Annotated in this window: 10 protein-coding genes; 3 read left to right on the forward strand and 7 right to left on the reverse strand. The window is 67.9% G+C overall.

The genetic code is table 11. The annotated features are described in order from the left end of the window. Positions 1 to 28: 28 nt before the first annotated feature. Entirely contained in the window at positions 29 to 1,096 is a 1,068-nt protein-coding gene (locus tag ACNS88_RS05310) for a phosphotransferase family protein (RefSeq protein WP_435094622.1), read from the reverse strand. A gap of 170 nt (positions 1,097 to 1,266) precedes the next feature. On the opposite strand from ACNS88_RS05310, the gene ACNS88_RS05315 reads away from it, so the two are divergent. Further along, entirely contained in the window at positions 1,267 to 2,487 is a 1,221-nt protein-coding gene (locus ACNS88_RS05315) for an acyl-CoA dehydrogenase family protein (RefSeq protein WP_435094624.1), read from the forward strand. A 21-nt stretch (positions 2,488 to 2,508) separates the two neighbouring features. Here the strand turns inward: ACNS88_RS05315 and ACNS88_RS05320 are convergent, their stop codons facing one another. The 3 genes from ACNS88_RS05320 to ACNS88_RS05330 form a co-directional block, all read right to left on the reverse strand. Next, positions 2,509 to 3,039 (reverse strand): winged helix-turn-helix domain-containing protein, encoded by a 531-nt coding sequence (locus ACNS88_RS05320; RefSeq protein ID WP_435094626.1) that lies wholly within the window; start codon positions 3,037 to 3,039, stop codon positions 2,509 to 2,511. Between the two features lie 135 nt (positions 3,040 to 3,174). Then, a complete protein-coding gene (locus tag ACNS88_RS05325; protein WP_435094628.1) occupies positions 3,175 to 3,405 on the reverse strand; it encodes a DUF7860 family protein in 231 nt (76 codons plus the stop codon). A 146-nt stretch (positions 3,406 to 3,551) separates the two neighbouring features. Further along, positions 3,552 to 4,217, reverse strand: a complete 666-nt coding sequence (locus tag ACNS88_RS05330) for a potassium channel family protein (RefSeq protein ID WP_435094630.1) — start codon at positions 4,215 to 4,217, stop codon at positions 3,552 to 3,554. Between the two features lie 198 nt (positions 4,218 to 4,415). Between ACNS88_RS05330 and ACNS88_RS05335 the strand changes: the two genes are divergently transcribed. Next, positions 4,416 to 5,900, forward strand: a complete 1,485-nt coding sequence (locus tag ACNS88_RS05335; protein WP_435094632.1) for an APC family permease — start codon at positions 4,416 to 4,418, stop codon at positions 5,898 to 5,900. A 1-nt stretch (position 5,901) separates the two neighbouring features. After that, positions 5,902 to 6,549: a potassium channel family protein gene (locus tag ACNS88_RS05340; protein ID WP_435094634.1), complete on the forward strand. Its 648-nt coding sequence runs from the start codon at positions 5,902 to 5,904 to the stop codon at positions 6,547 to 6,549. A gap of 60 nt (positions 6,550 to 6,609) precedes the next feature. Here the strand turns inward: ACNS88_RS05340 and ACNS88_RS05345 are convergent, their stop codons facing one another. The 3 genes from ACNS88_RS05345 to ACNS88_RS05355 form a co-directional block, all read right to left on the reverse strand. Continuing rightward, positions 6,610 to 8,586 (reverse strand): type II secretion system F family protein, encoded by a 1,977-nt coding sequence (locus tag ACNS88_RS05345; protein ID WP_435094636.1) that lies wholly within the window; start codon positions 8,584 to 8,586, stop codon positions 6,610 to 6,612. After that, a complete protein-coding gene (locus ACNS88_RS05350; protein ID WP_435094638.1) occupies positions 8,583 to 10,880 on the reverse strand; it encodes a type II/IV secretion system ATPase subunit in 2,298 nt (765 codons plus the stop codon). Before ACNS88_RS05350 ends, ACNS88_RS05345 begins: the two co-directional genes overlap by 4 nt. A 193-nt stretch (positions 10,881 to 11,073) precedes the next feature. Further along, the gene (locus tag ACNS88_RS05355; RefSeq protein ID WP_435094640.1) at positions 11,074 to 12,339 is read right to left on the reverse strand and encodes a dicarboxylate/amino acid:cation symporter; all 1,266 of its coding nucleotides are present in this window, start codon (positions 12,337 to 12,339) and stop codon (positions 11,074 to 11,076) included. Positions 12,340 to 12,598 lie beyond the last annotated feature (259 nt).

A 12,598-nucleotide genomic window follows, 5' to 3' on the forward strand; every position in this document is an offset into this window, starting at 1 on the left:
GGCGCCGCCGGTGGCCCCGCCGAGGAGCCTACAGCCGCTCCGTTTCTCCCTCGACGTACGCTAGCGTCCGCGCCGCGAGCGTGGGCACCTGCGTCTCCATCTTCGGGTACAGCGGGTCGTCGCTGTCGTCGTTCAGGTGCCGCGCGAGGAACATCTCGCCCAGCCCGGCCATCTTGTAGGCCGCGAGCGCGCGGTAGAACCGCTCGTGGGCGAACTTGCGTCCCGTCGTCGTCTCGTAGCGCTCGATCAGCTCCGCGCGGGTCGGATACCCCTCTCGCGCGGTGAACGTCGACATCAACTCCGGCATCGCCGGGTCCGGATCGCCCTCGTCGTACCAGAACAGGAGCAGCCAGCCGAGGTCCGCGAGCGGGTCCCCGAGCGTCGACAGCTCCCAGTCGAAGACGGCGACGACCTCCGGGGGCGTTCCGGGACCGTACATCACGTTGTCGAGCTTGAAGTCGCCGTGGACGAGCGACTCGGGATGGTCGTCGGGGACGTTGTCGGCGAGCCACTCGCCGACGGCGATCAGGTCGGGGACGTCCCTGACTGCCGTCGTCGTCTCGAACGCCCAGTCGAGCTGGCCGGTCCACCGCTCGACCTGTCGAGCCGTGTACCCCGCGGGGCGACCGAACTCGCCGAGCCCGACCGCCTCGTAGTCGACCCCGTGGATCGCCGCCAGCGTGTCGACGAGCTGGGTCCCGACCCGCTCGCGGGCGTCCGGGTTCGCGAAGCGCTCCGGCTCGGTCTCGCGAAGTACGTCGCCCTCGGCGCGCTCCATGAGGTAGAAGTCGCTGCCGAGGACCTCGTGATCGTCGCAGGCGCGGAGCGTCTCGGGGACGGGGACATCGGTGCCGCCGAGCGCGTCGACGACGCGGTGCTCCCGGAGCACGTCGTGGGCCGTGTCGGCCGTCTCACCGGGGGGCGGTCGCCGAACCACCAGCTCGCGGTCGCCCCACGTGACGAACAGCGTCTCGTTGGAGTGGCCCTCGGCGTGTCGCTCGACGGTGAACGCGTCCGCCGGCCCGAACTCGGCGGTCAGGTAGGCCCCGAGCGCGTCGTCGTCGACCAGCCGATCGAGGTAGTCGGCGTCGGTCACGACCGATCCGCCTCCGGCCACCACCGTTCCGAACGGCTTTTACCTTTTTTGGCGTATTTGACTAACATTGTAAATCAGTTTGTGATACAGAACTGGTTAGACTCGGGATTTATAGCCTTTTGGGAGCAGATCGCCGGAACTACTATTTACATTGCTAAACAAGTACGGCTATGGAGTACGACGATATCGGTCGCGGGCCGGAGATCGCCGACGCCGTCAGGGAGTTCGTCGACGAGACGGTGCTTCCGGTCGAGCGGGAGTGGCTCGGCCGAGGACCGATCCCGCCGGCGGAGATCGAGGCGCTGCGCGACGCCGCGCGCGACGAGGGGATCTACGCCCCGCAGGTCGACGAGGAGTACGGAGGGCTCGGACTTGGGTTCCGCGAGATGCTACCGGTGTTCGAGGAGGCGGGCCGGAGCCTGCTCGGGCCGGCGGCGCTCCGGTGTGCGGCCCCCGACGAGGGGAACATGCACACCCTCGAAATCGCGGCCACCGACGCACAGAAGGAGCGGTGGCTCCGCCCGCTGGCGGCCGCGGAGATCGACTCGGGATTCGCGATGACCGAGCCCATGCAGGGCGGGGGGTCGGACCCGAAGATGCTGGCGACGACCGCCGAGAAAGACGGCAACGAGTGGGTGATCGACGGCCACAAGTGGTGGACGACCGGCGGCGTGGAGGCCGAGATCTTCCTCGTCTTCGCCCGTACCGACCAGGAGGCGCACCCGTACGCCGGCTGTTCCGTCATCCTCGTGCCCGCCGACGCCGACGGCGTCGAGGTCGTCCGGAACATCCCGCACCTCGGCGAGGGGCTGGTCGGGACGACGCACGCCGAGATCCGGTTCGATGACGTGCGCGTGCCGGTCGAGAACACCCTCGGAGAGGAGAACGATGGATTCAGGCTCGTCCAGCAGCGGCTCGGTCCGGCCCGGCTCACGCACTGCATGCGGTACGCCGGGATGGCCGACCGCGCGCTCGACATCGCGACCGCCTATCTCTCCGAGCGAGAGGGATTCGGCGAGCCGCTCTCGGAGAAGCAGGGGCCGCGGTTCCGGATCGCCGACCGACGCACCGAGCTCCACGCCGCCCGCACGATGGTCCGGCACGCCGCCGGGCGGATCGCCGACGGTCACGAGGCGCGGATCGAGGTGGCGATGGCGAAGACGTTCGCGGCGAACGTGACGCAGGAGGCGATCGACGACGCGCTCCAGTTCTGCGGCGGCAACGGGATCGCGCACGACCTGCCGATCGCGCGCTTCCACGAGAACGTCCGGCAGTTCCGCCTCGTCGACGGCGCCGACGAGGTCCACCGTCGGTCGATCGCGCGGGACGCCTTTGAGGACCCGCCAGTCGAGGAGTTGGAGACCGTCACGCGGTTCGGCGAGTTCGACTGAGCCGGCGGTCGATGGCAGCGGTCACTCGTCGTCGTCGTCCTCCTGAAACACCTCGAACAGCTCGGGGTCGGTCCCGAACTTGAGGACGTTCGTCACGACGGAGTTGCGGAGGTTGTTGACGAGCTCGCCGTGCTCCTTGTAGAACTCGTGGATCCACTTCGACTCCTGTTCGCGGTCCTCGAACATCATGATCGTCTTCCACTGGTAGTCGCCGTCGGAGAGGAAGTACATGAACGTGTGGCGGCTCGACCGGATGTGTTCGAGGGCGTCTTCCCAGTGTTCGTCGAACCCCTCCGGGTTGAATTGGAACTCGAACAGCGAGAAGAAGAGGTGCTCCTCGTTGGGGACCAACGCCTCTCGGAACACCCCATCGGCGCGCATCCGCCGGATCGACTCGTTGACGGTGACGTGCGAGACGTCGATATCGTATTCCTCGTCGAGGAGGTCGCGGAGCCCGCGCGAGGTGAGTTGGGGGTCGCGCGCGAGCTCCTGCAGGATGATCGTGTCCCGCTCGGAGAGGTTCCAGTCGGGGATCGGCTGTTTCTCGGGCATGCTCTCCATAGTGGTGGACGCGACACGGTAATCAGTATTTGGCTCGACGATCGCCGCCCCGATCGGGCAGATTTCTGGCCCGATCGATCGTGTTGGGTGCCCGTCCAGGTGCGCGAGACGGAAGTTGACCCGCGTCTACTCGGTGAGCGGGAGGAAGATCCCGAAGACGAACGGAGTGGCAAGCGCGATCGCGGTTCCGAGGAACTCCAGATCGAGGAGGAGCTGCTCCTCCCAGCCGGGCACCTGCGCGCCCGTCAGATGGATGAATGCCTCGCCAAGGGCGCCGATCAGGAACAGTCCGAGCCCGAACAGGACGCCGCGTTTGGTGATCTTCGGGTAGTCTATATTGCCGTAACGACCAGCCATACACGACGATTTATCTGAGATCTGATAAGGATTGCTGTTCGGTGGATTCCCCATTGGTACCGGTGGGTGCGAGGCCCGTCGCCTACATCAGCCCGCTCGCAGGAGCCGGTGTCGAGGAATCTGGAACCAACGCGAACGGCCCAGCGTCAGCCCCTGAACAGCCGAACGATCTCGTCGCTGATACCGGTCCTGACGGCGACCAAATACCGAAACCCGGGTTCCAGCACCATCTCTGGACCCGGAATCTGGTTGCTGTCACGTCCGGCGACGACGACCGCACCCCGTGGGAAGGAGACATCCTGGAGTTCACGGTCGGCGACCGGCGCGTCCCCCGCCACAGTGAGTTCGAGCAACGAGAGATTGCCCGTCACCTGCTCGATCGTCTGGACACCGCCGCCGGCGACGTGGACGATCTCGTTGGTCGCCGCGTGGGCCGCCAGCTCTTCCGGATAGACGACCCGGTCGACGAGCCCGGCGTACTCGTCTCGATCGCCGTGATCGATCCGCGCGACCGTCCCGACATCGGGTTCGAGCTCCGTCGCCATCGTACAGATGCCGATGTTCGTCATCGCACCGTAGCCGGTGAGCGCCGCGAAGACGTCACTCCGGTCGAGACCGGCTTGTTGCAGGACCGACCGCCGACCCCCGTCACCGTGAATGATCGTCGCGTCGTACTGCTCGCTCAGGAACTCCACCCGATCGCGGTCCTTCTCGACGATGACCACATCGTGACCGCGCTCAGAGAGCTGTCGCGCAGCGTGATACCCGACGTGTTGACCGCCGACGATCACGACTCGTAGGTCCGCGCTCATCCGCGAGTTTTCCGGGTGCAGATAATTGTAGGTTACGCTCGTTTACTGGTATTCTACATTTCGGGACGGATATTTTACCTTTGTACTCGAAAGCTGGTTATACGATTTATGGCGACCAGATTAATATACAGACAGTCATGATGATTAACACAACCGCGAAATGACGGTTCTCAGAAGCAGAGCTCGGGCGCGGAACGCATGAGCAGTCACGACCAGCGGAAACCGGAGGCCGAACTGGGCCTGCTGGACGCGACGATGATCGGAATGGGCGCGATGATCGGCGCGGGTATTTTCGTCCTTACGGGCCTCGCAGCCGAAATCTCTGGGCCGGCCGCACTGCTCGTCTTTCTGCTGAATGGGGTCGTGACTGCGTTCACCGGGCTCTCGTACGCGGAACTGGCGTCCGCGATCCCGAAAAGCGGTGGCGGATACGCGTTCGTGCGGGAGATTTTCGACGACTTCGGCTCGTTCATCATGGGATGGATGCTCTGGTTCGCGTACATGATCGCCGGCGCACTGTACGCGCTCGGCTTCGCGCCGAACTTCCTCGAACTGCTCCACGTCTACGGCGTGGTCGCGCCACCCGACCAGGTCGGCGCGGTGGTTCTCCCGCTGCTGGGAGTGGGAGTCCCGGCAAAATTCCTCCTCGCGTTTCTGGCGGTCGCCGGACTCGTTGCCATGAACGCGGCGTCGACCGCCGCAAGCGGAAGCGCCGAAACGATATTCACGGTCGTGAAGGTGTCTATCCTCGTCGTGTTCGTCGCGTTCGGATTCCTCTCGGCCGGTGGCGGCGGCGAGACCAGTTTCACCTTCCAGAACTTCGACCCGCTGTTTCCGGAGGGGGCCGGAGCGTTCAGCATCCTCCCCGCGATGGGCCTGACGTTCATCGCGTTCGAGGGGTACGACCTCATCACGACTGTCACCGAAGAGGTCGAAAACCCACGTGAGAACATCCCCAAAGCGATTTTCGTCAGCCTGGCCGCGACCGTCGTCGTGTACCTGTTGGTCGTGACGGTGGCGATCGGCACGCTGGGCGCCTCGGAGCTGGCCGCCGCCGGCGAGGCCGGTATCGCGACGGCGGCGACCTCCTTTATGCCGACCGACGTGCCCCTCATCCAGAACGGCGGCGCGCTCATCGTCTTCGGGGCGGTGTTCTCGACGATCACCGCGCTCAACGCGGTCGTTATCGCCTCCTCGCGGGTCGCCTTCTCGATGGGGCGAGAGGGTCAGTTACTGCCGTCGATCGGCCAGATCCACCACCGGTTCGGCACGCCGTTCGTCGCGGTGCTCCTCAGCGCGGTCGTCATGCTGGGATCCGTCTTCCTCCCCACGCAGAGCGCGGGCAACATGTCGAGCCTCTTCTTCTTGCTGTCGTTCATCATCGTCAACGTCGCGGTGATCAGACTTCGCCGAGAGCGACCGAACATGAACCGCCCGTACGAGATTCCCTACTACCCGATTCCACCGATACTGGCGATCGTGTTGAACGGGATACTCGCCGTCGTACTGATCAGGTTCCTGGTTCAGACGGACCTGCTCGCGCTGCTGCTCAGTGTCGGGTGGTTAGGTGCGGGCGCAGTGATGTACGTCGCGCTCAACAAGTACAGAGCACGGGGAACCGTCGAAGAGGGACCGGACGTATCCGCTGACCAGCCGGCCGCGGAGGGCTCGGGTGAGGACTGATATGACACGAGACATCATCATCGCCGGGGGCGGCCGTGTCGGCTTCCATACGGCCGAGGTGCTCGCCGCCCGCGACGAGAAAGTGACCGTCGTCGAACAGGACGAAGACCGCGTCGAGGAAATCGCCGACGCGTGGATCGCGACCGTGATCCAAGGCGACGCGTCCGATCCGGACATTCTCGAACAGGCCGGAATCGATGACGCGGACACCATCGCCGCGCTGACGGAGCTGACCGGATTGAACCTCGCGGTCTGTCTGCTCGCCACTCGGCTCACGGACGAGATCAGAACGGTCGCCCGCGTCGATCGGGAGACAAACGAGACGTATGACCGGTTCGTGGACGCCGTCGTCTACCCCGAATCGGCGGGCGCACGCGTCGCAGCCAACAAGACCACCGGGGAGGTAGTCCAGAGCCTGGCCGATGTCACCGGAGACGTCGAGATTCTGGAGATCAGCGTCGCCGAGGGCGCACCCGCGGCCGGGAGAACGCTCGCAGACGTCGCCTTCCCGGCGGGAACATTGGTCATCTCCGGTGAAGACGGTAACCGGATCTCGAAGCCGGACACGACGTTGACACCGGGGCGCCGGTACGTCGTGGCCGTCGAACCGGGGGTCGTCGACGAGGTACTCCAACTGATGCGAGGGTAGTCGCTTCGCGACCGTTCCCCCGAGCGACTCCGCCGGCGACGCCCACGCCGCCGCCACTACTCACATCAGCCCGCCCGCGGTGAACACCCCGTAACAGATCGCCACGAGCAGTCCGGAGTGCAACAGCGCCGCGTAGCGCCCCCGAGAGGCGGTGCCGGCGAACCAGCCCGACGCGAGCATCGTCGCCTGCGTGACGACGTACAGCCGGAAGCGCTCCAGGTCGGGGAGCACCGTCTCGGGTTCGACGACGAACTCGGCGGTCGCGGCGAGGTCGGCGAGTCGCGCGGCGTCGATCACCTGCGTGTTGACGACGGCGACGACCGCTGCGACCAGCGCGGCCGCCGCCCAGCCGACCGCGACGTACGGGTGCATCGACGAGCGGAGCGCGCGCTGCTCGCTGTAGAGCCGCCCCACCTCGATCCGAAGCGTTTCGAAGACCGCGTCGGCGTCGCTCCCGGCGTGCAACGCGTCGGTGACGAGTCCGAGCGTTCCCTCGGCCAGCGGCGTCCCGACGCGCCGGACGAACCGATCGATCGCGGCCGCGCGGACGTCGCCCGGGCGCGCCGGCTCGGTGGACTCTACCGTTCCTCCCGCGCCTCCGGTCGCGGTCGTCGACCGGAGCGCGAACGCGAGGTCGGCCACGTCGTCGTCGAGGACGCCGAGGTCGGCGTCGCGCGCGACCGCCTCGACCGCCGCGGGGAACGGTCGTCCCTGCGCGACGTGGCCCGAGACGGCGTGGACGAAGTCCGCCAGCTCGCGGTCCTTCGCGTCGTCGATCCGAGTGCGTCTCCCCGCGACGGCGCCGACGGGAACGGCGAACGTCGCGTACGAGAGCAGCCCGACGTTGACGAGGGTGTACCCGGCGAGCGCGAGCGCGAGCGCCAGGAGGGCCGCGGGCGGCGCACAGACGACCGCGGCGCTCGCGGGGTTGCGGCCGGCGGAGGCGAAGATCCCGCGGGGCGTCGCCGGCAGATCGTAGCTCGCGCGCTGGTTCGGCGGGCGGAGGGTGCCGACGGCGACCGCCCCGAGGAGTCCGATGGCGACGAGGAAGACGACGGCGCCGTAGAGGACGACGGCCCGCGTCGGAACCACGCCGACCGGGGTGTCGACCGGCGGGAGCAGCTCCGGCACGACGACGGTGAGCGCGGTCGCCGCGATGACGAGCAGCGCCGGCAACACCAACACGACGAGGAACAGCTCGGTGAGCAGCTCCAAGAACCGCCGCGCGCGCTTGCGAGCCCGGTCCTGCCGGTGTGCGAGCATCCGGCGCTCCGTCCGGAGGTACTCCGCGAGCGCCGCGTCACCGGTCGCCGCGTGCTTGCGGAACTTCAGCAGGAACGGCGCGAGCAGCTCCCGCGAAGGGGTGTCGCGGGCGACCCGTCGCAGCCCCTCGTCGAGGCTCCCGGCGAGCCGCGCGGCGTTGAGCGCCTTCCGCAGCGAGGCCGCGGTCCCGCCGTACGCGTCGTTCGCGGCGGCCTTCTCGACCATCTCGCGGGGACCGTCGCTCCCGGCCGCGAGCAGTTCGAGGTAGCGGACCGCAGGGGGGAGAGTCCGCTCGATGTCGGTCCGGCGCGTCGCCGTGAGCCACCGGAGATGGAGCCCGCCGAGTCCCACCGTGCCACGCTTCGCGAGGAATCCGCTGAGGCCCGCGGCGACGACGGCGACGCGTTCGGGCGACAGCGATCCGACCGGAACCGGGACGCGCGCGCCGATCCGGGCGTCGACCGCCGCGAGCACGCCCGGAACGGTCGACGCGGCGACGATAAGCGCCGGGACGATGACGGCGACGCAGACGACCCACGAGAGCCCGTACACCCGAGACAGGTACGTCTCGAACCCCGTGTCGAGCGCGGTGCCGCGGTACCGCTTCCGGTCGGCGTCGTGCCGGCGGTCGCCCGCGTGGCGCGCGAACAGCGCGTACAGCACGCGGTCGACCACCGAGGAGCCGCTTTCCCGCGTGAATCCGTCGGCCTCGGCGGCGTCGAGGGCGCGGCGGCCTCCCGTGGCGTCGGTTCCCGTCTGCGGGTTCCCGCTCACGGTCGCCCCTCCCCGCCGGCCGTGCGCGCGGCGCGCTCGACGGTCGCCGCCTCGTCGGTCCGGAGGTCCGCGAGGAACTCGAACAGCGCGTCGAAGTCGTCGACCCCGTCGCGGACGAGGTACTCGACGTACCGGCGCTTAGACGCGAACTCGGACTCGACGGCGTCGACGTCGCGGTCGGTGTGGTCAGCGATACGAGCGAGCGCGTGGAGGCGACGGCCCCCGCGAGACGCGGTCGGCGCGTCGCTCTCGGGAGCGCCCGGGAACCGGAACTCGCCGTCGGCGTCGCGCCACGCGACCGTGTTGTAGTACACCGGCTCTGCCCCCTTGTCGATGACACCCGCGCCGCCGTGTTTGGGGTTCCCCGTCGAACTCCGCTTGGCCTCCGGGTCGAGCGCCTCGTACTCCGCCTCGGAGAGCAGTTCGACCGCCCGCGACACGTAGCGCTCGCCATCGACCTGCCGGGGGAAAACGGCCAGGTCGACCTCGCGGAGGAGATACGCGGGGAGCCCGCGCTCGATCACGCGGTTGACGAGCGCCTCCACGTCCTCGGCGTGAGTGGTGCCGATCACGCCGTGGCCCGTGTTCAGCGTCTCAGCGAACGTCTCGAAGCTCGCCGGCGTGTTGATCTCGGCGATCACCTCCACGTCGGGGTTCAGGTAGTTCGCTTCGGCCATCAGCTCCGACATGCTCACGGCCTTGTACGCGTCCTCGTGGTCACGCGTCGTGAGCGACACCCCGGTCTCGTGTGGGACCCGGACCTCACGAGACCCCTCGTCGATCGACACCGGCCGGTCGTCGAACGGGATGAAGGGCGTGTGCGCGTTCAGCAAGGTCGTCTTTCCAACGCCGGTCGGCCCGGCGAAGAGGACGACGCCGCGGTGTTCGTACAACAGCCACAGCAGGGTGACCAGATCGACGGAGAGCGTCCCCCGGTCGACCAGATCGACGGGGGTCAGTGCGTCCGCGCTCTGTTTGCGGATCGAGACGTGCGGGCCGCCCTCCGAGATGACCGGGAGCGCCACCGCACACCGGATCGTCTCGTCGACCCCCTCGACGTCGAGGTTCACCTTCGCCGACGGCGTCGACGCGTTGAGTTCGGTGCCGTCGCGGGCCGCCAGCCCGGTGACGACGTTGACGAACGCGGTCTCGTCGTCGAACGCGAGGTTCGTCGGGACGCGTCGGCCGGCGTCCGTGGACGTTTCATCCCCGGCCCCCTCCAAGATCGAGGATCGGGGAACCACCTTCACGCGCTCGCCGACGCGGTTCGCTTCCACGTCCTCCAGGTTCGGATCGCGGATCGGGACCGTCAAGATCCCCTCGCCGACGAAGTCGCGCAGCACGTAGTACGCTAGGTCGTCGAGCCGGTCGTGGGCGTACCGCGAGTCGACCGGCGGGACGGCGAGCCCGCGGTCGGCCAGCGCGGACCGGACCCGGTGGGCCGCCGCGCCGAGCCACGCGCGGGTGTTGCGCGCGGTGAGCCGCCGGGAGAGGAACCGGCGGGCGTGCTCGGCGACGAACGCTTCGCGGTCGTCGACGACGCCGTTGACGGTCGTCTCCCAGATGCGTTCTTTGCACTCCTCGATCAGCGCCTCGTCGCCGGGGAGGAGGTCGGGCTCCCGGACGGCGTACTTCGTCTCGAACGCGTCGGAGCCGAGCAGTCGCTCGCGGGCGACGACCACCTCGACGGAGAGCCCGGCGAAGCCGACCGCGTACCGGGCGAGCCGCTCGGCGGCGACGCGTTCGACGTACTCCGCGTCGGCGTCGAGACCGGTCTCTAAGGGCGCGAACGTCTCGGTGTGGACGACGAGTTCGCGCTCGTCGCCCACGTCCGCCACCTCGATCCGGTCGTCCAAGGCGAGCGGCGTCACGTCACCGAGGAGCCGGAGGTCGCGCAGCGCGTGGTAGTCGATCCGGCGGCGCGCGGCGGCGCTCGCGTCGAGCAGCCGGTCGAGCGCCCGCTCGTACTTCGGCTCGAAGCCCGCCTCCGCACGCTCGACGACCCCGACGCGCGTGAGCGGGCGCCGGTGTCGCACTCCGGAGAAGTGATCGCGGACGCGACCGAGCGCGCGCTCGTCGGCCGCCGACAGGGGCGGTTCGCGCACGTCGTAGCCGAATCGGCCGCCGTCGCGCTCGCGGACGGTCGCGACGACCCCCGGCTCCGGTTCGTACTGCGCGCGCACGTCCGGCGCGTACCACGCCTCGGGGTCGTCCGGCGGCAGCGGCGCGGGGACCGCGCCGCCGGGATCGTCGTCCTGCTCGTCGACGATCCGGAGGGTCGGCCCGTCGCTCACGGCTCGACTCCTCGCGTCGGTCGGTTCGTCGCGGCGTCGGCGTCCCGTCTCCGCGTCATCGTACGATTTTCTGGTGACCGACGGGGCGATTTAAGAGTTATTTTCTATCATCAAATCGTTATTTCAGAGTGTAGAAATATTCACAGGAACGGCCGGATTCAGAGCCGTCCGACACGTATTCCGCACCGATCCCCTATCTGGCCCACACGCCGTCGCCGAAGTCGATGGCGTCGTTCCACTTGCCGACCACGGTCGCGACCGCCAAGTCGCCGGTGACGTTGTTCATCGTCGCGATGCGGCCTAAGATTGGGTCGACGCCGGCGACGAAGCCGACGACCGCCAGCGGGAGCCCCACCTGACTCAACACGACGGTCAGCATGACGAGCCCGGCGCCCGGGACGCCCGCGGTCCCGATGCTGATCAGCACGGCGACGACCAACACCAGGAACTGCTCGGTGAGCGCGAGCGGCTGTCCCACGGCGTTGGCCGCGAACATCACGGTGATCGCCTGCCGGATCGCGGCGCCGTCCATGTTGGCGGTGGCGCCGACGGGGAGCGCGAACGAGTACACCCGCTCTTCGATCCGGAGGTCCTCTTCGGCATTCGTCATCGTCACGGGGAGCGTCCCGCTGGACGAGCGGGTCGCGAAGGCGGTAACCATCGCGTCTTTCGCCCCCCTGAGGAACGCGATCGGGGAGACGCCGGCGACGACGCTCATGAGCACGAACAGGTACGTGAACCCGATGTGGACGGCGACCGCGACGGCGACCGCCAACACGAGCGCGCCGAGCGAGGAGAACACGCCGACGCCCTCGGTACCGATGCCGACCGCCATGAGAGCGAACACGCCGATGACCCCGTACTCCAACACGCCGCGGACGACCACGAACATCGCCTCGGCCCCGATCTTGAACGCCCCGAACACGCCGTCGACGCTGTCCGCGAGTTCCGGTTTCTGCGCCCGGACGTAGGTGAGCGCGATGCCGAACACGATCACGAAAAAGACCGTGGCGAGCAGGTTCCCCTCGGCCATCGCGGCCACCGGGTTGTTCGGGACGATGCCGAGGACGACTTCAGTCAGCGACGGCGGGGCCTGCGACTGCGCCTCACCGCCGGTGAACTCCACGCCGCGACCCGGCCGCAGCAGGTTCGCGACCGCGAGGCCGATCAGGCCGGCGAGCGTCGTCGTCACGGCGTAGAGCCCGACCGTCGCGCCGCCGATCCGCCCGAGTTTCGCCGGTGAGAGCTGTCTGATCCCGGTGAGCAGCGTGAAGACGATGATCGGGACGACGAGCATGTTGAGCAGGCGCAAGAAGAGGTCACCGAACGGCTCGACGACGGTCATCCGCTCACCGAAGACCGCGCCGGCGAGCGAGCCGAGGAGGAACGCGACCGCGATGCGATAGATGAGCGGTACCGATCGATACCGACGCCACGACGATCCGATGAAACTGGCCATATCGACAGGTGTGAATCCCCGGGGGAAACGCCTCCGTTACGGACGACAGTTGAAGCGACCTGTGACGCCGTAGTCGGCGAACGTATTCCCCATCTGTCGGCGTATGTCGGGTTGCCAGACAGCGGGAGTTCAACAGAAGTGCGGGAGACCACGACAGCGCCGATCGAAGAAGTTGTTCGTTGCAGTTCGAGGACATTTCGGTGAAGAGACGACGAGTCACAGCTACCGGCAAATAGGACATCGATCGCGTCCGACCTTC

The sequence above is a fragment of the Halorubrum shenae genome (assembly GCF_051194165.1).
Taxonomy (GTDB): Archaea; Halobacteriota; Halobacteria; order Halobacteriales; family Haloferacaceae; genus Halorubrum.

Bases quoted from the DNA above. Each gene is read 5' to 3' on its own strand.
- ACNS88_RS05320 (WP_435094626.1), bottom strand. From the start codon at position 3,039: ATGCCCGAGAAACAGCCGATCCCCGACTGGAACCTCTCCGAGCGGGAC.
- ACNS88_RS05330 (WP_435094630.1), bottom strand. From the start codon at position 4,217: ATGAGCGCGGACCTACGAGTCGTGATCGTCGGCGGTCAACACGTCGGG.
- ACNS88_RS05340 (WP_435094634.1), top strand. From the start codon at position 5,902: ATGACACGAGACATCATCATCGCCGGGGGCGGCCGTGTCGGCTTCCAT.
- ACNS88_RS05325 (WP_435094628.1), bottom strand. From the start codon at position 3,405: ATGGCTGGTCGTTACGGCAATATAGACTACCCGAAGATCACCAAACGC.
- ACNS88_RS05335 (WP_435094632.1), top strand. From the start codon at position 4,416: ATGAGCAGTCACGACCAGCGGAAACCGGAGGCCGAACTGGGCCTGCTG.
- ACNS88_RS05315 (WP_435094624.1), top strand. From the start codon at position 1,267: ATGGAGTACGACGATATCGGTCGCGGGCCGGAGATCGCCGACGCCGTC.
- ACNS88_RS05355 (WP_435094640.1), bottom strand. From the start codon at position 12,339: ATGGCCAGTTTCATCGGATCGTCGTGGCGTCGGTATCGATCGGTACCG.